This window comes from candidate division WOR-3 bacterium (assembly GCA_013177935.1).
Taxonomy (GTDB): Bacteria; Hydrothermota; Tepidihabitantia; order Tepidihabitantales; family Tepidihabitantaceae; genus Tepidihabitans.
Window position 1 is genome coordinate 588822 of the sequence record JABLXZ010000001.1, and the last position, 21636, is coordinate 610457.

A 21636-nucleotide genomic window follows, 5' to 3' on the forward strand; every position below is an offset into this window, starting at 1 on the left:
TTGAACTGTTATCGGGCATAACCTCATTGATTATCAATGAGATAACGTATACAACCCCATCTTAAATCAGTCCATTAGAGATAATGAAACTGGTAAAAGAAACGACTTAAAACAGGGTGTCGAAGACTATCCCGGGAATTACCCCTGGACTGCTGAGTGGGTACAAAAAGTGATGCTCCGACTTTCCAACTTCTGCGCCATTCAACCCTTCCCAGTAAACCTTATACTTTGTACCCAAATCCGTTTTCACAAATGGTATTGTGTTAGCAGGTGGCAGGATAGTGATTCGAATACAAATTTGCGAAACCCTCTAAAATTTGACAACAGAAAAATCTTAATATATTGTTATATCAACCAAATTTTGGAGGATTTATGAAGACCAAGGAGATTCTTATTATCAGCACTGGTCTAGTGGTTTGTGCCTTGATTCTTGGCATCTTCTTTTATGCAGGTAGAAAAGCCGAAAAGACAATCAGGGTAATCGGCTACGCCAGTAAGGGTTTTGAGTCGGACATTGTCAAATGGACCCTCACCGTTACCAGTAACACATCACTCAACGATGTAACCAGTGGTTATCGTAAACTTAAAGAGCAGGTGAACAGCCTCATTGAAGCGCTGGGCAAAAAAGGGCTTGAAAGCAAAGAGGTCACTGTTCAACCACCATCGGTCAGTCCAATCTGGGAAGATGGCAGACAGACTGGTTATGCAATCCGCCAATCACTTTTTATTATCACCAAAAATGTTAGCCGGGTGGAAAGTCTGGCAAGCGACCCGGACTTTATTTACGAAAAGGGTATCCTTCTGGAAAACTCGGTACTTGAATACAACTACACGAAAATTGACGAGTTAAAGAAAGAACTGCTCGCTGCGGCAACAAAAGACGCCATCAGCCGGGCACAGGAAATTGCGCGTAGCGCTGGTGCCCGAATCGGCAAAATCACCTCTGCCCGTCAGGGTGTGTTCCAGATTACCGAACCGTACTCAACCGAAGTTTCCGACTATGGTATTTACAGCACCGCAACCAAAAATAAGGACATTCGGGTCACCGTAACTGTCACCTTTGCCATCAGATAACAACAAACGACTTTTTTAACGCCGACCATTCTAGACGCTTGACCGCTTTATCTTTTCCTGTTAATCTTACTTAATGAGATGGCTTTTTGGCAAAAAGGAGCCGGGTGCAAAACTCCTCAGCCTCTTGTCATTGTGGCACACCTTTGAAACGGTGGATTTGAACCAGCCCGGACTGGAGGATAAACTTCACGACTTCACAACCCAGCTGGAACAACAGATGGATGAGGCAAAGAGTATTGTTACCAGTCGGGCTCAAGCCGGTACCCCGGACGATATCAACTTCATCTTTGACATCCTGTTACGGATTCCTGCGCCTCCTGCCCAACTTAAAACCCTGCCCTCTGACCCTGATTTTCAATGGGAAAAGGCTGAAACCGGTTTAGGAACTGTTGCCCGGGTTGTGCGCGACATCAGAGTGGCGGTGCAGAAACGGATTGTTGCCCCGTATGAGAAGGAGTTGAGCCGTCGTAAATCCAGTGAAAGAGAAATTTTGCAAAACGAGCTACACTGTCGCTTACAGGAAGTTGACCAGGAATACCGCACCTACCTGACAAAACTCTTGAAACTGTATGAACTTTATGACCACTGCCTGGAGGCACTGGCGCAGGTAGAATCGCCCGCGGCACAGCAGGAAATTGTTAATCGGCTTTGCGCCCCTTCTCCTCAAGAGCGCTTGATCGCTCTGAAAACACTTTCGCGCCGGCATTGGGAACCGAAGAATCTTGAGCAGGCGCTGAATTTTCATCTCGCCCGGATAAAGTTGAGCGATGACGAAACTGAACGTAAGGCAGCCACTAAGACGCTCGAGAAGTTAATCCGAACGATGAGCGATGCCCGAGTACTAAGAGAAGATATTGAACCCAGGCTGGCTGAAGAAGGTTTAACCAACCTTCAGGCACTGGCGCTCATCCGGTTGGCAGAGATTGCCCCTCAAGCAGCACAGGAACGATTTGCCGAACTGTTCCGCAGCGGTGATGAACCGGATGAACTCAAAGTTGCAGCACTCAAAGCAATTGGTGAATCGATTTTGCCCCAATCACCAGATTCGGCAATAGAATTGCTTTTGACCGCACTTGATGACCTTGATGTTGAAACCCGGGTTCGTGCCGCTGCCACCCTTGGCCATCTACCAGAAAAAACCGCGCCCGAATACCGGATTCGGGCCCAGGAACGGTTGATATTTGCCCTCAGGGACGGCGACCTTGAGGTTCGAGAGGCAGCAGCAACGGCGCTTAACCCCAAAACCTATCCTGATGCCGGCACCAAACTTGCCCAGTTCCTTTTAACCGAAACTAACCCCAATGGCAGAGAGTATGCTGCCCGTGCCCTTGGGCTGAACTTTCCTCCTCAGGCAGAAACAACGCCGGCACTGGTCAGGGCACTGACCGATGAAGATGCTGCGGTGCGCAAAGCCGCCGCTGATGCACTTGCCGCTCAAGGCGCAGTTCCCACCGAACCCGAAACCCGATTGCAGTTTCTCTGTGCCCGTCAGGAATGGCAGAGTCTAATTAACGCTGGAAAACCAGCCCTGAACTGCCTTATTCCCCGTTTGCGTGACCAGCGCGAAGAAATCCGGCTCGCTGTGGTTAAAACGCTGGGTAAAATCGGCGCTCCGGAGGCGGTAAAGGAACTCTGCATTGCCCTCTCCGATTCAAGCCGTGAAGTCCGCAAAGCTGCTGCCAATGCCCTTGCCGCGATTGGCGACCCGCAGGCAGCTCCTGCACTGAAAAGTGCCATCAGCCGCGAAGGATTTGCCGAAGTTCGCGCCGAGATGGAACGGGCACTCCGCCGTTTATGTTGACAAACTTTACAAACCGTAAATAAATTGCTAAAATTATTAATATAATGCTTCAAGCGCTCAGGAAGTTGATTCCAACTAAGAGTGAGAGGGAGGTAAGGCGACTGCGGAAAATCGTCGCCGAGATTAATGATATTTACGAATCATATCACAAACTCACTGATGCCGACCTACCCCGCAAAACTGAAGAGTTTATCGCCCGTATTAAGGACGGCGAATCTCTGGACAACATCCTGCCCGAAGCGTTTGCCCTGGTTAAGGAAACCTGCCGGCGGCTGGTTGGCAAACGATGGACCGTAACCAATCAGGAAATCACCTGGGATATGGTGCCGTTTGATGTCCAGTTAATCGGTGGCATTGTTTTACACGAAGGTAAAGTAGCGGAGATGAAGACCGGTGAAGGAAAAACGCTGGTCGCGACTATGCCCCTTTATCTCAACGCCCTAACCAAAAAGGGGTGTCACCTCGTTACAGTCAACGATTACCTTGCCCGCCGTGACCGGGAATGGATGGGACCGATATTTGAATCGCTTGGTTTGACCGTTGGCTACATTCAATCCGGTATGACACCGGAAGAGCGCCGACCCCAGTATGCCTGTGACATCACTTACGGGACTAACAACGAATTTGGTTTTGATTATCTACGGGACAATATGGTCCTAAACTATGAAGATAAGGTGCAACGGGACCACTATTACGCCATTATTGACGAAGTTGATATTATCCTCGTTGATGAAGCTCGAACCCCGCTCATCATCTCTGGACCGGTTGGTTTTTCCAAACAAAAGCAGTTGCAGGAACTGGTGCCGCTCGTCAGCCGACTTTTTCGGGAACAGGATAGACTTGTTGACCGGATTGTCGCTGAAGGAGAAAGGCTTTTACGCCAGGGCAAAAACTTTGAAGCCGGGGTTAAACTCCTCCAGGCGTTGCGGGGTGCACCAAAAAACAAAAATCTGATGCGTCTCCGCCAGCAGGAAGGGGTGATGCGCCTGATTGAACAGGCGGACGGCATCCTGCGCCGGGATAAAAGGCTGCACGAAATTGACCGCGAGTTGTTCTTTATAATTGATGAACGCGACCACTCAGTAGACCTCACCGACAAGGGGCGTGCTGCCCTTGCCCCCAACAACCCCAATCTGTTTGTTTTACCCGACATCGCCAGCGAACTTGCCCAGTGGGATGTTGACCCAACCCTGACTCCAGAAGAACGTGCACGGCGTAAAGAAGAAACCTACCGGCGTTATGCCGAACAGAGCGACCGCTTGGCAAATATTCATGCCCTCTTGAAAGCCTATGCTCTGTTTGAAAAGGATGTTGACTATGTAGTGACGCCGGACGGCAATGTGGTGATTGTCGACGAGTTTACAGGCAGGCTGATGCCGGGACGCCGGTTCTCAGACGGTTTGCACGAAGCGCTCGAAGCAAAAGAACAGGTTCAGGTGCGTGAAGAGACCCAGACCTTTGGAACTATCACCATTCAAAACTACTTCCGGATGTATGAGAAGATTGCGGGGATGTCCGGCACCGCGATGACGATTGCCGCTGAACTTTATAATGTATATAAACTGGAGGCGATAGAGATTCCAACTAACGCGCCGGTACGCCGGATTGACTATCCTGATGTGGTGCTGCGTACAAAAAAGGCAAAGTATCGAGCAGTAGTCGATGAAATTGTCAAATGGCACAAACTGGGCCGACCAATTCTCGTCGGCACCACCTCGGTGCAGGCGTCAGAAGAACTGGACCGAATGCTGCGGCCCACTGGTATCCGCTACTCAATTCTCAACGCCAAAAACCATGAAGCCGAAAGCCAGATTATCGCCCGTGCCGGTGAACCGGGCGCGGTCACCATCGCCACCAATATGGCGGGCCGAGGCACTGATATCAAACTGGGCAAAGGGGTGGTAAAAGGTGAAAGGTGTTATCTAATTTCGGGTGACGGCAAGTGCTCCTACTGGGAAGAAAAACCAGGAAGATGTTACGAAGAGGTACCCTGTGGGTTGTATGTGATTGGTACCGAAAGACACGAAGCCCGGCGCATTGACGACCAGTTGCGCGGTCGCTCGGGCCGGCAAGGCGACCCTGGCTCCTCCCGTTTCTTCATATCGTTTGAAGACGACCTCTTACGTCTTTTTGGAAGCGACCGGCTCGCCAGCATTATGGACCGCTGGGGCGGTAAAGAAGACGAACCAGTCCAGAGCGGACTTGTTACCCGGGTTATCGCCAACGCCCAGAAACGGGTGGAGATTCGCAACGCCGAAATCCGGCGTCATCTTTTAGAGTACGATGATGTAATGAACCGCCAGCGCGAGGTGATTTATACCCTGCGGGATACCATCTTAAAAGAAAAAGATTTAACCCCGGTCTTTACCGATATCGTGCTAGGCTTCACCGAACAACTACTCAATCGGTTCGCAACCGAACGTCACCCTGAAGACTGGGATTGGGCTGGGTTACGCGAAGAGTTATTGAAAACTTTTCTCGCCGACCTTTCGATATCCGAAGCGGAGCGGAGCCGGGTTACTCCGGCGCAGATCAAGGAACATGTCAACAGCATCGCCCAAAACCGCTACGAAGCACTTAAAGAGGAATTGGGGCAAGAACTGTTTTTTGAATGGTGCCGCCGGGTTTTCCTCGCGACCCTTGACGAAGCGTGGCGGGACCATTTACATCAACTGGATATATTGCGTGAAGGAATTGGCTTACAGGCATATGGCCAGAAAGACCCGCTTGTGGAATACAAACAGGAGTCTTTCCGGCTTTTCAGTGAAACAATGCAACAATTTTATCAGAGCGCTTTACGCTTACTTTTCCGGGTTGACCCGAAGAGTAGCAAGGACCGAGTGCAACAGCGCCCTGCTGCGGCGGTGCAAGCCTATAAACCGACAGCCGCGACATCAGTTGAAGGCAGTCCAGAGCCTGCTGCTGCACCGGCAACGGCACCGGTCCGCCGCCAAACGCCGAAAGTAGGAAGAAATGACCCCTGTCCTTGTGGGTCGGGAAAGAAGTACAAACACTGCTGCGGTAAGGTTGTACAAACCGAACCACGCAGTAAAACAGGTGCTAAACCATAAAAAGGAGGAGTAAATGGCAAAAATCCCAACTGGCCGAATCGTTTTATATGCGATTCTCGGCGTCGTCGTCATCGTCCTCGCTGTCGTGATGATAAGAACCCGCTCGCAGGAAGCAAAATTAGGTAAGCGCGTGATGGAGGTCGAGGATGTTCCAAAATTCATCAAAAACATTACCAAGCGCGTTGAGAAACTGGACGGTGAACTGGCAGGCTTGAGTGGTCCCAGTGCTGACCAGGCACGCCAATTGCTTCAGGAAGTACGTACTGGTATAGACGAAATTCAGACGATGAACAACCCCGATGAACTGGGCAAAAAGCGCGACGAAATAATGGACAAACTGACCGAGGCTCAAAAACTGAAACGCAAAGCGGAAAAGGGAGAGTAAGTAAGTTTAATAGAGGGCTGCTCGCTATCGAGCAGCCCTCTTAAAGGAGGCGGCATGAAACTTCGAGTTGTAGTTTGGCTTGTAGTCGGGATTGTCGTGGTCATCGGTGTTCTGTTTCTAATCCTCACCGGTAAAAGCACCCGGAGCAAAAAAGTAACTCTTGAAGACCTCAAGCGTCAGGCGACCCGGACCGAAACCACCGTGAATGAACTAACCGCCCGATTAGCTCAGGCAAAAGCAGTCCCGCTTCCGCCCGAAAAAAAACAGTTGTTATCCGAAGTAGAAAACAACCTTAATCAGGCGCGGGAACTGGTCCACAAGACAAAAAATAGCACCAATCTGCGCGAGGCTGAAGAGGCGCTGCGTAAAGCACATCGGCTCATCCGCCAATCGCGGCGACTCTTGCGTGAAGCAACAAATCCGAAACCGCTGCGTCCTGCTACCGGTCTAACCGGGGCCTGACATTAACTCTTGAGTTAAAACAGACGAAAAAGCAATCGGGGATATTGCGGTACCCCAAGAACTCGTGCTACCGCTTCATCGAGAATTTTTTCCAGCCAAACCTGAATGCGTTTTCTGGGCTTTATCCACCTCGGCTCACCTTTAATTCCACACCGGTCGGCTAAAATCCGTTTTGCATCTTCCAGCGTTCCCAGTGTGTCAACCAGCCCCCAGGCTTTTGCCTGTCGCCCGGTCAGAATTCGACCATCGGCAATTTTTTCCAGACTATCAATCGGGATTGAACGTTCAACACTCACCACCTCAAGAAACTGTCGATACACATCGCTCACCACCCCTTGTAAAAGCCGACGGTCAAAATCGGTCATCTCCCGAAACGGTGACCCGATATCCTTCGCTTCCTTAGACTTTATCACCTCAACCTTCATCCCGAGCTTATCCAGTAACCCACGCACAATTGGCAGCTCCATAATCACGCCAATCGAACCCGTTAAAGTTCCGGGATTCGCAACGATTACTGTTGCCGGTGCCGCAACATAATAACCACCTGATGCGGCAATCGTTCCCATCGAAACCACTACCGGTTTACCACTATCCCGGATCCGTTTTATCTCCTGATAAATTTCATGTGCCGCGGTTACACCACCACCAGGACTTTCAACCCTAATAAGAATCCCTTTTACCGCAGGATTTTTGGAGAGAATCTGCAACTGCCGCACAGTTTCACGAGAATCGGTCAGGGTACCTTCAATCGTCACATAACCTAACGCCCGATTAGAAGAGCTGACAAGCGAGTCCTCTTTCAAACCGGCGATAAAAAAAAGAACCGTGAGGACCGTGGTGAACAATGTTACCACAACTCCACCCACAATCAGAATGATCAAAGTCCGCCGACTCATAAAATTAAAATGGGCCCTAGTGGACTCGAACCACTGGCCCCTGCGTTATCAGCACAGTGCTCTACCACCTGAGCTAAGGGCCCACAATGGTTTATCATACCCAAAAAATATATTATGTCAAGCACGTTTCAATCGCCACCCGTTTACAGTATCTTCAACAACCCAGCCCCGTCGCCTGATCTCATCCCGTAACCGATCGGCACGAGTCCAATCTTTTGCCTTCCTTGCCGCTTCCCGCTCAACCGCCATTTGATAGATATCTGCCGGTATCACATTCTCCTCTTCAGTTTCTTTCAAACCCAACCCAAGAACCCGGTCAAAATCTAATAGGATTTGCCATGCCCTGCGGTCCTGACGGCGATTACCTTCCCGAACTAAATTCCAGACAGTCGCCATCGCCTGGGGCATATTCAAATCGTCCTCAATTGCCGCCTTAAACTCCTTTTTTGCCTGCGCTAACCAGTCTTGCTCATTACCTTCCTGCCAGAACTGGGCATTTCGCCCCAGTTCGCGTAAACCCCGCAACCCATTCTGCGCCGCGCTCAACGCCTCCCTTGTAAAGTTAAGCGGCATCCGATAGTGTGCAGTCAAACACAGGTAGCGAAACGCCAATGGTTCAAACCCCTGCTCTTCCAGTTCGGTTATCGTCACGATATTACCCTCCGACTTTCCCATTCGCGCCTCACCAATTTGAAGAAATGCATTGTGCATCCAGTAGTGAACGACCTCCTTACCGGTAGCGGCAAAGTTTTGCGCCCGTTCATTGGTGTGGTGAATCGGAATGTGGTCAATGCCCCCGGTATGGATATCAAACTCTTCGCCAAGATACTTCATCGACATCGCCGAACACTCAATGTGCCAGCCCGGAAAACCTCTACCCCAAGGTGAATCCCACTGCATCAAATGCTTGGGCTGATTTGTTATCCAGAGGGCAAAGTCCGACAGATTTTTCCGCTCCGGGTCAACCTCTACCCTGGCACCGGCGCGCTGCTCTTCAAGGTTTAACCTGCCCAATCGCCAGTAATCCTGATACTTTGCGGTGTCAAATATTAAACCGACCTGGGTCTTGTAAGCAAAACCGTTCTTTTCAATCCGCTTAATCAACTCAATCATATCGCTGATGTGTTCGGTCGCCCGGCACACGATATGGGGTCTTAAAATGTTCAACTTTGCCGCATCTTGAAAAAATGCCGCCTCATAAAATCGGGCAATCTCTTCGGGGGTCTTACCCTCTCTTCGGGCACCAGCCTCCAGTTTATCCTCACCCAAGTCATCATCAGTCGTCAAATGCCCCACATCGGTAATGTTCATAACCTGGTACACCTTATAACCTAAATACTCAAACACGCGGCGCAGAGTATCGGCAAAAATATAAGCCCGGAAGTTGCCGGTATGGGCGTACCAGTAAACGGTTGGACCACAGGTGTATATCTTAACCTTACCCGGTTCCACCGGGACAAAATCCTCTTTCCTTCTGGTAAGTGTGTTATAAACCTTCATTGTGGGCAATTTTATCCTCAAAGAGCGTGTCGGTCAATTACGGGGAAACCTCAAGCGACTGTCGGGCAAAGGCAGGGAGGTTAAGGGGCGACGGTCCGAACCGCTTGAATCGTTCGTAACCTGCCGCAGCAATCATTGCGGCATTATCGGTGCAGTATCCCGGTCTTGGGAAAAAAAGTTTAAACCCAAGGCGCTGGCTTAAAAGCCCGAGTTGCTCCCGCAGATACCCATTTGCTGCGACACCGCCGGAAACACCAACCACCTCAAAACCCTTGCTTAACACCGCCTCTTCGACACTTTTGGTTACGGAACGAACCGCTGCAACCTGGAATGACGCCGCCACATCGGCTTGACTGGCATCAGGATTGTCCCGTAAATAGTAAAGCACCGCGGTCTTTAATCCTGAAAAACTGAAGTCCAAGCCTCCCGGGTCTGGAACGGGAAACGAAATGTTCGGCGTACCTTGCTTTGCCAGTTTTTCAATTTCTGCACCTCCGGGATAGGGCAATCCTAAAAGTTTTGCCACCTTGTCAAACGCTTCACCGCAAGCATCATCAACCGTTGAACCAAGAACTTGATATACGCACCAATCCTGAACAATCAGCAACTCAGTATGTCCACCCGAAAGAATTGCCGCAAGAAAAGGCGGCTCCAGATCAGGATATTCAAGGCGCAGGGCAAAGATGTGCCCTTCAAGATGATTCACCCCAACAAACGGAACTCCAAGTCCGAAACTCACCGCCTTGGCAAAAGGCAATCCCACCAGTAAAGCACCCAAAAGTCCTGGGGCATAGGTTGCCGCGACAAGATGCAAATCCTCATAACTAACCCCGGCTTTTGCCATCGCCTCACTAACCACTGGCACAATCGTCCTGATATGCGCCCTTGCTGCCAGTTCTGGTACAACACCACCATAAATCGAATGCACCAGTTGCGACGAAACAACACTTGAACAAACCTCTATTCCATCCCTCACCACACTCGCTGCGGTCTCATCGCAGGATGTTTCTATTCCCAGAGTAAGAAAACTCATCGGATGGTAACATCAAAAAGCTGCGGTTCAATCTTCACCATACGGAACCGCTCGGGCAGACTCACATCGGCTCCTAACCGATACGACCCTGGACCTAAACCCGAAATCTTTATCTGAACTGTAATATCCGAAGGTTTAAGCGAGTCAATCCTATTTGCGGGTCCAGCAACCGCAATCTGTGCCTCATTCGGTACCACCTGAACATCAATCGTCGGCGGTGCGACAATTTGCACCGGCAGACCTAAAAATATTCTTGCTGCTTCCTTCTCTAAAACCAACTCCACATCTACCGATTCCGGGATACAGAAAAATCCCCCGGGTGGTGGTACAACCCGCAAACGTCTGATTTCATTCTGCTGCACGGTGCTTAAATCAAGCGTCTCGGTCCAAACCGAAGTATAACTCTGTAACTCCTCTATCGGACCAACCAACCTCACTCCAGATAGAACCTTAATCTGTGATGTCATCATACCTGCTCCAGGATGGTTCTTTGTGGGAACAGAAACCGCTACATCTTTTGCCCGTGCCGGTCCCAGCTTTATCTCAATGATTTCCGGCTCTATCGAACGCACCACCAAACCCGGTGGTAGTTTCAGGTCCGAAGGGTTCAACCGCACCTGTCTCGTTCCAAATTTACCCTCGGGCACAACCGGTTTAAACTCCAGTGCCGACCTTTTCACTCGCAGTAACTCCTTCCCCTTACCACTCAAAACCACCGCAGCAACTTTTGCGTCAACATCGCTAATCACCCGCTCGCTCCTGCCCTTTTCCACCACCTTGACCGGAACATCAACTTTAACCTCATAAGTCCGGTCAAGAACCGCCAGTACCCAGAGAAACAGGGCAAAAACGAAAGCAAGAACCTTTAACGGGATATTCCCGAAAACCAGTCGCAAAACATCCGACATCGATACAATATAAAAATTCCCTGCCGACCTGTCAATTACACCTTATTCTCACTTGACTTTTCCGGTATAAATGCCATCATCTTCTATGGCTGAAACGCTCTATTTCTCTTTTCTTGAAACTGCCCAGCGTTTACCATCGCAACCCGCTTTAATGCACAAAGTGGGCAACAAATTTAGAACAATTACCTATGGCGAATTGAACCGCTTCGTTGACGAAACTGCTGCCGGTCTCCAGGCTCAGGGCGTCAAACCCGGGATGCGGGTCGGCATCTACTCCTACAATAGGCCTGAATGGCCCATCGCCGACCTTGCCGCTATCAAACTGGGTGCAGTGGTCGTGCCCATCTACCACACCCTTTCTGTTGATGCCGTTTGTTACATTCTTAACGAAGCCGAGGTCAGTCATCTGTTCATCGAGAGTCCGGAACTACTCGCACCACTTGTTCCTTGCCTTCCCCAACTCTCCAATCTCCAGCTCATCATAACCTTCTTTGAACAGTTGCCGGGTAACTTCAATGGTAAACCGTTTGTATCTCTGACCAAACTTCGCGAACAGGGTGCTCGTTTCCTAAAACAGCACCCGGATGATGTAAAACCGCACCAAGCCCAGCCCGATGACTTGCTGACAATCTGTTACACCTCGGGCACAACCGGTGAACCCAAGGGTGCGATGCTCTCCCATCGCAATATCCTGACCAACGCCCGGGCAGCGATTGAGCGCTTTAACATTACCGAAAAAGACCGGTTCGTATCCTTCTTACCGCTCTGCCATATGTTTGAACGCACCTGTGGCTATTACACAATGCTCCTTGCCGGAGCAACGATTGCTTACGCTCAATCGATTCAAACAATTCGCGAAGATGTTGCGCAAATCAAACCCACGGTCTTACTTGTTGTTCCTCGGGTTCTCGAAAAAGTTTACAATGCGGTTCAGGAAAAGGTTTTGACCGGACCGCCCCTGCAGCGCCGGCTGATGATTGCCACCCTGAAAACATCAACCCGGTGTGCCATCCTGCGCTCCCAGAAAAAAAACATCCCCTTGGGATTGAAGCTTAAGAAAAAAATCCTTGACCTTCTTGTTGTCAGAAAATTGCGCCGGCTCGGCGGAGGTAGAATTCGCATCATTATGTCCGGTGGCGCACCTCTTGAGCGAAAACTCGCCCGAACCTTCCGGAATCTCGGCTTCAACCTCCTTGAAGGCTATGGATTGACCGAAACCGCACCGGTCGTCTGTGCTGCCGTGCCCGGCGAAGAGAAAGTCGGCACGGTTGGCAAACCTTTCCCCGGTGTCCAGGTAAAAATCGGAGAAAATGACGAAATCCTCGTCCGCGGTGTCAATGTAATGAAAGGCTATTTTAAAAAACCCGAGGAAACCGCTCGAGCAATCGACGCCGAAGGCTGGTTCCACACCGGCGACCAAGGACGATTTGACGCCGATGGCAATCTAATCATCACCGGCAGAATCAAAGAACTCATTGTCAACTCCTATGGTAAAAACATACCGCCGGTCCCAATTGAACAGGCGCTCATTAACTCCAAGTACATTGAACAGGCGGTTGTATTCGGCGACCGAAAACCATATCTTGTCGCATTGATTGTCCCGGCTCGTTTGACCCTTGAAGACTATGCCCGTCAGGAGAAAATCCCTTTCGGTAAATTTGAGGAACTGCTTAACCATCCTAAAATCATCGAACTTTTCCGCACCGAAGTCGCCCGTGCTACCGCCCATTTCGCCTCGTACGAACAGGTACGCAAATTCCGCCTCATCCCCGAACCATTAACAGTAGAAAATAACCTCTTGACTCCAACCCTCAAAGTCCGGCGCCAGCCAACTTATGAAATGTACAAAGACCTGATTGAATCAATGTATCAGGAGGAGTAGATGCTTCATCTGTTTATCATTTCTTTTTTCTTTAGTTCTCTGCCCGCCAATGATATCAACACTCTGTGCGACCGAGCGCAATTTTTCCTCTTCAATCGCCACTTAAACCGCACCTATCTTGACTCCGCCTACACAATTCTCGCCCACTGCCGCACCCTTGATGCCAAGCACGAGCGCACCCTTTACCTCTGGTCCCGAATTCACACCCAGATGGGCGAAGATGCCCGTAATGCCGCCGAAAAAATCCGCCTCTTTGAAAGGGCAAAGGCGATTGCGGAAACGCTCCAGGCAATCAACCCGAACAACCCGGACGGCTATTTGTGGTGGGCAATTCCTCAAGGTAGAATCGGCCAGGTGCGGGGCGTGCTCAACTCCCTTTTTATGGTTCCCGACCTCAAAAAGATGTTCAACAAAACCCTGGAACTTGACTCCGGTTACGCCGCTGCCTATGATGCCTTGGGTGTACTCTATTACGAACTGCCTTCATTTGCCGGTGGTGACTTGAAAAAAGCGGAAAAATTCCTGATTCAAGGGTTAAGGGTCGACCCCAACTACACCGTCATCCGACTCGATCTTGCAAAGGTATACATCAAACAACGCCGTTATGAAGACGCCAAGCGCGAACTTCAGTACATCCTTAAAACATCCAAACCAACTTATCCGGCAGACTACTTTTTAGATGACAAACCCGCCGCCGAAAAACTGTTAGAAGAGCTAACCCAGAAAAAATGCAAGTCCTGAAATTAACTGCTCTTATGCCCGGTCCGGGCGCGGGCTACCGTTGAAGTTTCAATCGGTGTTTCGGCTGCTTTCTCTCCGACCTTTTTAAGGGCATCATTGAGCAATCTGATTTTGGTCGCAACCGATACCCGGCGGTTCACAATCAACCAGAATCGCTCCCTTACTCGGCACAACCCCCCTTCACCGCGCAGGTCGTCATAGACTACCTTTATTCCCAGTTCCTGACACCGCGCTTCCAGTTCAGCAAGTGCCGACTCTTTACCCCTCAACTTGCTTTTGTCTTGATGCATCCCTTTGCCAGCCATCCTTTCTCCTTATACCACTGCAAAGTCCTTTCCGCCCCTTTTCTTAAATCAAACTCCGGCTTAAACCCCAATTCCGTTTCTGCCCTTGGGTCGGTGCAGACCCAGCATTCCTGACATAACTCCCGCACCTTGTCCGGGTTGAAAATCGCCCCTTCCCGATTCAACCATTGATTCAAACCTGCGGCAAGAAATGCCAGCACTTTCGGCAAACGAAAGCATAAAACCCTCTTACCCGTTATTTCCTGCCACACCTTTGCCAGTTCGTAATAACTGTAACAGTTACCGTCCGAAATAAAGAAAACTGCGCCTGAAGGACAGTCTTTCTCTCCGGCAAGAACTGCGGCACGAACCGCATCCTCCACATAAACTAAAGAAAATGTTCCACCCATTATCGGTGCCAAACCGCGGCAAAACATTCGCCACATCAAAAGACCATCGCGGTCTCTGGGACCGTAAACCGCCGGAAACCGCAAAATCACCAGATGTAGACTTTCCTTATATTTTAGCACCGCCCGTTCCGCTTCCAGTTTTGCACGACCGTAAAAACTCACTGGCGTTGGTGCCTCTTTATCACTTAAACTTCTGCCGGTTTGCACCGGACCAGCCGCTGCTACCGAAGAAAAAAGCACAAACCGTTTTACACCCGCCGTGACCGCCACCCTTGCCAGTCGCTCCGAACCCTCGTAATTCACCCGTAAAAAATCTGTCTTCCGTCGTGCCCGCACCACCGCCGCCGTATGAAACACCACCTCAACACCTTCAACTGCCCGGGAAAGCGAATCCTCATCCTCAAGAGAGCCGTAAACCAATTCTAAATCCAGACCTTCCAGCCACTCTAAGTTACTTGTCTTCCGCACCAGACCCCGCACTTCATAACCTCTTTTGAGCAATACAGCGCACAGATGGGAACCGATAAATCCGTTAGCCCCGGTCACAAGCACCTTCATCTCAACTTCGGCACTACCCTCACAAAATAGTCCCGGGCAGCAAGTGCTGCCTCTTTTGGCCTTGTCTCCATCACCAGCCAGGCATTACTGTTAACCAACAAACGCAGATAACGGCGGACATCGGTACTACCCGCACCAAGCGGCAGGTGTTCATCCCTTGTTCCATGATTGTGATGGATGTGCGAATGAAATATCTGCTGTTTATACCTCTGGAAAAACTCAAACTCTTCCTCTTTACGCTCATCGGGCAAAATTGCAATATGTCCAATGTCAAAGCACAGCCCTAAACTGCCGCCCAGTAGTTTGGGTAAAACCCGCTTGGTCGGCGCAAACCTGAACCCGCCGACATTTTCGATGCACAATCTTGCTTTGCCCCGGGCAAACTCTTTCAGCTCGGCAAGCGCCTCAAAAAGCGCATCGTCATAATAGTCCGGAAACTCCTCATGGGTATAACGATTGCCGCCTGTACCCAACCCGTAATGCATATCAAACCCTAAATGCATCACCACATTCCGGGCACCAATCTCCTCAGCCCAGTTTAAAGTTTGCTTCAACTCGGCAACCGCGCATCTTCGTACCCGTCGGCTCGGAATAAAAAACGAAGGACCCTCCAGCGCATGGATTGCCAGTTTTACACCCAGCCGCGCGGCACTTTTTCTAACCTCCTGTCGCTCCCGAATATGGCGTAACTGCTCCCCAAAGCGGATATTACCCAGGTTAATTTCGAGAACCCCAAAACCGGCACCGGCGGCGAACTCAACCGCATCGATTACATCCGAGAAGTCAAAGAGAATTTGAATCCCGAGCCGTCTTCTTAGCCTCTCATCTTCAGGCACAACCGATTATAAGTTTAACTCTGCCTTTGTCAATATGTTCAGCATCGATTCGAACACACGCGCCTTTATTACCCTTCACCAGAATAGAATTGACAGTTCAATTTTCCTGATTAACATAAGTTATGAAGGAGTTAATCGGGCTGTTAACTCTGAGTTCGCTCGGCTGGCTCTGGTTCTCCCTGCTCACATTCGCCATCGCGATAAGTGTTGGTGCAACAGTATTCTGGATATGGATTCTTATTGAAATCCTTACCCGGGAAACCGATGAAAATAACACCCGGCTCATCTGGACCATGGTGGTAATATTTACCCACTGGCTGGGAGCGCTCATCTACTTATTTGCCCGTCGGAGCGAACGAATCAATAAACTCGGGAGGTAAACAATATGTTGAATTGTACACCGGTACCGGTCTGCACTTGCGGACCTTTACCCCATCGTTTCTGGGGAGGACCTTTAACCGGAATCATCGGCTTGGGGCTATTTGTCCTTTGGATATGGGTGTTGATTGACCTTTTGACCAAAGAGACTGACGAAAACAACCAACGCCTTATCTGGGGACTTGTTGTTGGACTCACTTATGTAATTGGTGCCATTTTATACATAATTATTCGCCGGCCCGAACGCATCAAAACCCTGGGAAGATAACACCGCAAGTCGCTTATACTGAGCAAACTTTGGTCGACTTTTGTCTACTTCATCCATCCAATCGGGAGTATTGCTTGACCTTCATTACTTAGCGTATAAAATCACAAAAATGACAGACAGAAATGCGCTTCTCGTTCGCACCATCCTCATCATCATCCTTCTCATCGCCGGTATTGCCATAACGCTCCTTCCTCACTGGCTCCGTTCAGCAAAAAATGTTCAGCCCGTTACCCTCGAAGCCAAGGGCTGGTCTTATACCGGTGCCGCTTCCCCGGACTCGCTCTTGATAATCCACCGCCTGCATCGGGTAATTGACCCGGAACTGGGTACCGACCTGATTAACATCGGTTTACTTGAAACGCTTAAAATTGACACTGCCGGCAATGTCCGGGTTGTGTTCAACCTTACCACCCCTTTTTGTCCCTACATAAAACAACTGGCTAAATCAACCCTTGATACATTAGTGGCAACACCTGGTGTCCGCCGCGTCACCGTGAAATTTGACCCCGGCATTAAACATTAGCCTCTAACCCTGTCCCGAGATGGAAAAAATATTTCTCCGCGCCCTGATGCTCGGTTTATCATCGGGCGCATCCTGCCTTGGTTTCTGCCTACCGGTGGCACTTCCGACCATCGCCGGTGCTCACCGTCCCGGGTTCAAATCTACCGCTTTGAACCTTGCGTTTTTTCTCCTGGGTCGCCTTTTTGCCTATCTCATCTCCGGTCTTATTTTTGGCTTGCTCGGCTCTACCATTTCCCGTTTCGCGCCCTTCCACCGTTTAATTTTACCATTTCTCTATATCGTTCTTGCCGCCCTTCTCATCCTCTATGGCATTACAAGCCTCAACCCCTTTGCCCGTTACACCTTCTGCCGAGTAATTCGTTTTGGCACCGAATCCCGCTGGTTCATCTTCTTGATGGGCATCCTCATCGGACTTTCTCCCTGCCCACCTTTCCTGCTTGCCCTTACCAGCGTCGTTGACATCGGAGGTATCATAAATGGCATCATCTTCTTTCTTTTGTTCTTCTCCGCCACCACGATATTCTTCATTCCCCTTCTCCTTATTGGCATATTCAACCGCTTTGCAACTGTTCGCCTCGCCTCACGCATCCTCGCCATTATCACCGGCTACTACTTCCTCATTATTGGCATCCGCATTTTCTTAGTTTAACCCCTAATAAACTAACCCGCCTTAATTGACACTAAAAAGTATTTTGATAAAATAAGATGTTTTGGAGGGTAAAAAACAAGGCTCTATACTGTGAACGACATAACTTAAAACAAAGGAGGTCCAATGAAGCCAGTAGTGGCTCTATTGCTACTCCTTGTCCTCAATATCTCTGCCTGGGCAGGAGAAGAAGATGCAATTGCGTTAGATAGACCAATCGCAACTCCGATAAATAAAGCGCACCCAACATTCAGTATATCAACCGACGCCATTACCATCCCCCGCCTTATATCTTATCAGGGAAAACTAACCGACACCCTGGGAGTTCCAGTACCGGACGGCAACTACTCATTAACCTTCCGGCTCTACACTCAGGAAACCGGTGGCACCCCTTTCTGGAGCGAAGCTCAGACTGTTCCGGTTAGAAACGGGATTTTTTCGGTACTGTTAGGTGCAGCAATACCAATCCCCCAGGTGCCGGACGCCGGCGATTTATACCTAAGTATGCAGGTGGGCGCAGGTAGTGAATTAACTCCCCGTTTGCGCATTGGTAGTGTTCCCTATGCTTATCTTGCCGAAAGAGCCGGCAACGCCGATGCCTTGCAGGGCAGGGACACCACCTACTTTGCCACGGCAACACACACCCATCCTTATGTTGACAGCGCCCGGATTTCCGCAAACACCTACCAGATTGAAGGCAACAACCTCACCACCCTTGATGCCCGCTGGATTAACGAAGGACAGGCAAACGCCATCACCAGCGCAATGATTCAGGACAACACAATCCTCCGGGCTGATGTGGCAACAAACTTCAAGGCACCCTACTCCGACACCGCCGATTATGCCCGAACCGCACCAGCGGTTGACAGCGCCCGGATTGCGGCAAACTCCTATCGCTGGAACAACAACCTCTGGGGTGCAGTTGACTATCCCAGAGCCGATCGGGCAGACACCGCACTCTATGTTGCCGGTGCCAATGTGGTCGGTGAAGTGGCTTATGCCAACTGGGCAGACACCGCCACCACGGTAACCGGCACAATCACCTTTGCCGATTCGGCACGGATTGCGGCAAACAGCCACAAACTGCAGGGAAAGGACACACTCGCCTTGAGCAGCAAGTTTGTTGACGAAGGACAGACTGCAGGTGGTGACCTGACCGGCACCTATCCAAATCCGACAATCGCCAGCAATGCGATAACATCAGCACAGATACAGGATGGCACGATAGCCGCTGCTGACCTGAGCCAGATGGGCGCTGCCAGTGGCCAGGTGTTAAAGTGGACTGGTAGTGCTTGGGCACCGGCAAACGACAGTGTTGGTCAGGGTGACGACGCCTGGGTGCGTGGTACGCCAGACTCGGTGCTTTATACCATCCGGTATCTGGGAATTGCCCGGGGCGGTGCCAGCAATTATCTTTATGGCAACTACCGCTACACCCACACCAACCTTGGCAACGCTTCAACCACTGGAACAAATGGCGAGGATAAATCCTACTGCACAGTGAGCGGCGGCTATAACAACAGCGCAAGTAACGATTATTCCACGGTCGCCGGTGGCTTAACCAATACCGCAAGCGGTGCCTACGCCGCAGTTGTTGGAGGGAACGGGAATGTCGCCGCTGACACTTACGCAATCGTTGCCGGTGGTCGGTTAAATACAGCGAACGAGTTTTCGGCGACTGTTGGTGGTGGCTATCGGAACACAGCAAGTGGTAGATATGCCACCGTTGCCGGCGGTGAAGCGGATTCCGCAACTGCCGAACACGCAACGGTTGGCGGTGGTTACTATAATAGGGCAACACAGGCTGGAGCGACAGTTGCCGGTGGTAACACGAACAGAGCAAGTGGTGTGTTTGCTACAGTTGGTGGTGGTTTCACCAACACCGCCAGCAACACATACGCCCTGGTTGGCGGCGGTTACTACAATAGTGCATCCGGGTACGCCGCAACCGTTGCCGGCGGCTATAGCAACACCGCAAGCGGTATAAATGCCACAGTTAGCGGCGGATTGTCTAATGTCGCATCAGACACTTGCGCCCTCGTTGCCGGTGGTTACGGTAATAGCGCGGACAGGTATGCTGCAACGGTTAGTGGCGGCACTAACAACAAAGCAAGCGGAAGATACGCGACAGTGAGTGGTGGCGGATATGATAGCGCAACTGCCGACTACGCCACAGTTGCCGGCGGCTATTACAACAAGGCGAATGGCAGGTTCGCAACTGTCTGTGGCGGAAATAATAATCTTGCATCAGACTCTTTTGCCATTGTTGGCGGTGGTGCGCAAAACACCGCAAGCAGGTACGGATCGACAGTTGGAGGGGGCACTTTCAATTTCGCGAGCGGCAGACTCACCACGATTGGTGGTGGCGGATATGATAGCGCAACTGCCGAATACGCTACGGTTGGAGGTGGCTATGCCAACACAGCGAGCGGAAGGTACGCTACGATTGGCGGCGGAAGGAGAAACACCGCAAGAGACACATACGCCATAATTGGTGGTGGTTACTATAATGATGCGTTTGAGTACGCCGCAACAATTGGTGGTGGATACGACAACACAGCAAGTGGCAGATACTCTACAGTCGGAGGCGGTAGCATTAACATAGCAAGCGGCGAATACGCCACCGTTGGCGGGGGAAGAAGCAACTCCGCCGAAACATCCTATGCCACAGTGGCTGGTGGTTTGAACAACGAAGCAAGTAATGAAGCAGCAACGGTTGGTGGTGGAGGAGGAAATACTGCCAGCGGTTATGGCGCTACAATTGCAGGAGGGGCATATAATATAGTAAGCGGCAGGTATGCCACGGTTCCAGGTGGTTATTACAACAACGCTACCGAGTACTGTAGTTTTGCTGCAGGAACATATGCCCGTGCGAACCATACCAACAGTTTCGTATGGGCTGATTCGGCGATTACCCCACTTGATTCAGTTTATACCACGGGTCCGAACCAGTTCCGGGTGCGAGCGCGGGGCGGAGTCTGGTTCTTTTCCAACCGCGCAATGACTTCCGGTGTCTACCTTGCTTCCGGCTCCAACTCCTGGGCATCTGCCTGTGACAGAGCAAACAAAACCGACTTTCAGCCGGTTGACCACAAAGCACTGCTCAAAAAACTGGCTACGGTGCCAGTGCACTACTATCGAATGAAAGACCAGCACGACGGCACAAAGCACATCGGACCGGTGGCGCAGGACTTCTATGCCGCTTTCGGCGTTGGTGAAAACGATAAAAGCATCAATATGGCGGATGCCGATGGTGTGCTCTTCGCGGCAATTCAGGCGCTGTATCAGGAAAACCAGGAACTGCGTCAGGAACTGGAACTCCTGAAGGCAAAACTTAACAACCGGGGGCGGTAATGAAGTACGCGCTTCTTCTACTCGCGCTGACATTTCTTTCTCTTTCTGCCCAGCCTTATCGGTGTGACTGGAGTGTGAGCGGGATTGGCGGCGGTGATATGAGCGGTGGCAACATTCGTTCATCGGTTACCGCGGGTCAGACTGCGATTGGCAGGCTTACCGGTACCAATCTTTTTGCCCTGATTGGCTTCTGGCAGCCTGATGTCCAGGTGGGCATTGCCGAAGAGCAGGAGTCGGTTGTAGGGGTGGGATTAAAGACCAGCCTGGCGCGGCTACCCAATCCGTCTCGTTTGCCATTGCGGCTTGCCTATTCACTCGCTCAAAAGGCGGATGTCCGGCTTGAGATTTTTGACCTTACCGGCAGACTAATTGCCCGACCGGTGAACTCCTTTCAGAATCCGGGCAGATACAGCGTGCTCTGGAACGGCAGGGACACAAAGGGCAGAAAACTGCCCTGTGGTGTGTACTTCTTGCGGTTTAGGGCAGGCGAGCATCAAGAGAAACGAAAACTCATCATCCACTAACCGAGCCATCACAACCTGACAGACAGGGCGGTAAACCCCGTCCTGCCTTACTTTCTAACTGATACCGAATCGGCATTGACATAAACCTGTAATCGTTTACAA

At 50.6% G+C, this 21636-nt stretch carries 20 protein-coding genes and 1 tRNA gene; 13 read left to right on the top strand and 8 right to left on the bottom strand.

Annotated elements, in window-relative coordinates; translation table 11 throughout:
• The first annotated feature begins 372 nt into the window (after positions 1–372).
• From HPY86_02720 to HPY86_02740, 5 genes are all read left to right on the top strand, one after another.
• Positions 373–1074: an SIMPL domain-containing protein gene (locus HPY86_02720; GenBank protein NPV13828.1), complete on the top strand. Its 702-nt coding sequence runs from the start codon at positions 373–375 to the stop codon at positions 1072–1074.
• A gap of 73 nt (positions 1075–1147) precedes the next feature.
• On the top strand, positions 1148–2875 hold the full coding sequence (locus HPY86_02725) for a hypothetical protein (GenBank protein ID NPV13829.1): 1728 nt from the start codon (positions 1148–1150) through the stop codon (positions 2873–2875).
• Between the two features lie 44 nt (positions 2876–2919).
• Positions 2920–5946: a preprotein translocase subunit SecA gene (gene secA / locus HPY86_02730; GenBank protein NPV13830.1), complete on the top strand. Its 3027-nt coding sequence runs from the start codon at positions 2920–2922 to the stop codon at positions 5944–5946.
• 13 nt (positions 5947–5959) lie between these two features.
• Positions 5960–6331, top strand: coding sequence for a hypothetical protein (locus HPY86_02735; GenBank protein ID NPV13831.1), 372 nt, complete (start codon positions 5960–5962; stop codon positions 6329–6331).
• A gap of 54 nt (positions 6332–6385) precedes the next feature.
• The gene (locus HPY86_02740; GenBank protein ID NPV13832.1) at positions 6386–6793 is read left to right on the top strand and encodes a hypothetical protein; all 408 of its coding nucleotides are present in this window, start codon (positions 6386–6388) and stop codon (positions 6791–6793) included.
• Between the two features lie 14 nt (positions 6794–6807).
• Here HPY86_02740 and sppA read toward each other — a convergent pair whose 3' ends face one another.
• The 5 genes from sppA to HPY86_02765 all read right to left on the bottom strand — a co-directional run bounded on the left by sppA (position 6808) and on the right by HPY86_02765 (position 11130).
• Positions 6808–7647, bottom strand: a complete 840-nt coding sequence (gene sppA, locus HPY86_02745; GenBank protein ID NPV13833.1) for a signal peptide peptidase SppA — start codon at positions 7645–7647, stop codon at positions 6808–6810.
• 52 nt (positions 7648–7699) lie between these two features.
• A tRNA-Ile gene (locus tag HPY86_02750) sits at positions 7700–7772 on the bottom strand.
• 34 nt (positions 7773–7806) lie between these two features.
• Positions 7807–9189: a cysteine--tRNA ligase gene (locus HPY86_02755; GenBank protein NPV13834.1), complete on the bottom strand. Its 1383-nt coding sequence runs from the start codon at positions 9187–9189 to the stop codon at positions 7807–7809.
• Positions 9190–9226: 37 nt separating this feature from the next.
• A complete protein-coding gene (gene tsaD, locus HPY86_02760) occupies positions 9227–10222 on the bottom strand; it encodes a tRNA (adenosine(37)-N6)-threonylcarbamoyltransferase complex transferase subunit TsaD (GenBank protein ID NPV13835.1) in 996 nt (331 codons plus the stop codon).
• Positions 10219–11130 carry a hypothetical protein gene (locus HPY86_02765; protein ID NPV13836.1) on the bottom strand — a complete coding sequence of 304 codons (912 nt, stop codon included), beginning with the start codon at positions 11128–11130 and terminating at the stop codon, positions 10219–10221. Before HPY86_02765 ends, tsaD begins: the two co-directional genes overlap by 4 nt.
• Before the next feature lie 85 nt (positions 11131–11215).
• Between HPY86_02765 and HPY86_02770 the strand changes: the two genes are divergently transcribed.
• Both HPY86_02770 and HPY86_02775 read left to right on the top strand, forming a co-directional pair.
• On the top strand, positions 11216–13012 hold the full coding sequence (locus tag HPY86_02770) for a long-chain fatty acid--CoA ligase (protein ID NPV13837.1): 1797 nt from the start codon (positions 11216–11218) through the stop codon (positions 13010–13012).
• Positions 13013–13753 carry a tetratricopeptide repeat protein gene (locus HPY86_02775; GenBank protein ID NPV13838.1) on the top strand — a complete coding sequence of 247 codons (741 nt, stop codon included), beginning with the start codon at positions 13013–13015 and terminating at the stop codon, positions 13751–13753.
• A gap of 2 nt (positions 13754–13755) precedes the next feature.
• Here HPY86_02775 and HPY86_02780 read toward each other — a convergent pair whose 3' ends face one another.
• The 3 genes from HPY86_02780 to HPY86_02790 are packed head-to-tail and all read right to left on the bottom strand — an operon-like array spanning position 13756 to position 15841.
• Positions 13756–14058 carry a hypothetical protein gene (locus tag HPY86_02780; protein ID NPV13839.1) on the bottom strand — a complete coding sequence of 101 codons (303 nt, stop codon included), beginning with the start codon at positions 14056–14058 and terminating at the stop codon, positions 13756–13758.
• Positions 14019–15005: an NAD-dependent epimerase/dehydratase family protein gene (locus tag HPY86_02785; protein NPV13840.1), complete on the bottom strand. Its 987-nt coding sequence runs from the start codon at positions 15003–15005 to the stop codon at positions 14019–14021. The genes HPY86_02780 and HPY86_02785 overlap by 40 nt, the downstream gene beginning before the upstream one ends.
• Positions 15002–15841 carry a sugar phosphate isomerase/epimerase gene (locus tag HPY86_02790; protein ID NPV13841.1) on the bottom strand — a complete coding sequence of 280 codons (840 nt, stop codon included), beginning with the start codon at positions 15839–15841 and terminating at the stop codon, positions 15002–15004. The genes HPY86_02785 and HPY86_02790 overlap by 4 nt, the downstream gene beginning before the upstream one ends.
• A gap of 122 nt (positions 15842–15963) precedes the next feature.
• Between HPY86_02790 and HPY86_02795 the strand changes: the two genes are divergently transcribed.
• The 6 genes from HPY86_02795 to HPY86_02820 all read left to right on the top strand — a co-directional run bounded on the left by HPY86_02795 (position 15964) and on the right by HPY86_02820 (position 21534).
• On the top strand, positions 15964–16221 hold the full coding sequence (locus HPY86_02795; GenBank protein NPV13842.1) for a hypothetical protein: 258 nt from the start codon (positions 15964–15966) through the stop codon (positions 16219–16221).
• Positions 16222–16226: 5 nt separating this feature from the next.
• Entirely contained in the window at positions 16227–16487 is a 261-nt protein-coding gene (locus tag HPY86_02800; GenBank protein NPV13843.1) for a PLDc_N domain-containing protein, read from the top strand.
• Between the two features lie 109 nt (positions 16488–16596).
• The gene (locus HPY86_02805; protein NPV13844.1) at positions 16597–17010 is read left to right on the top strand and encodes a DUF59 domain-containing protein; all 414 of its coding nucleotides are present in this window, start codon (positions 16597–16599) and stop codon (positions 17008–17010) included.
• A 19-nt stretch (positions 17011–17029) separates the two neighbouring features.
• Positions 17030–17659, top strand: a complete 630-nt coding sequence (locus tag HPY86_02810) for a sulfite exporter TauE/SafE family protein (GenBank protein NPV13845.1) — start codon at positions 17030–17032, stop codon at positions 17657–17659.
• Positions 17660–17782: 123 nt separating this feature from the next.
• Positions 17783–21010, top strand: coding sequence for a hypothetical protein (locus tag HPY86_02815; protein ID NPV13846.1), 3228 nt, complete (start codon positions 17783–17785; stop codon positions 21008–21010).
• Positions 21010–21534, top strand: a complete 525-nt coding sequence (locus HPY86_02820; GenBank protein NPV13847.1) for a T9SS type A sorting domain-containing protein — start codon at positions 21010–21012, stop codon at positions 21532–21534. Before HPY86_02815 ends, HPY86_02820 begins: the two co-directional genes overlap by 1 nt.
• Positions 21535–21636: the final 102 nt, after the last annotated feature.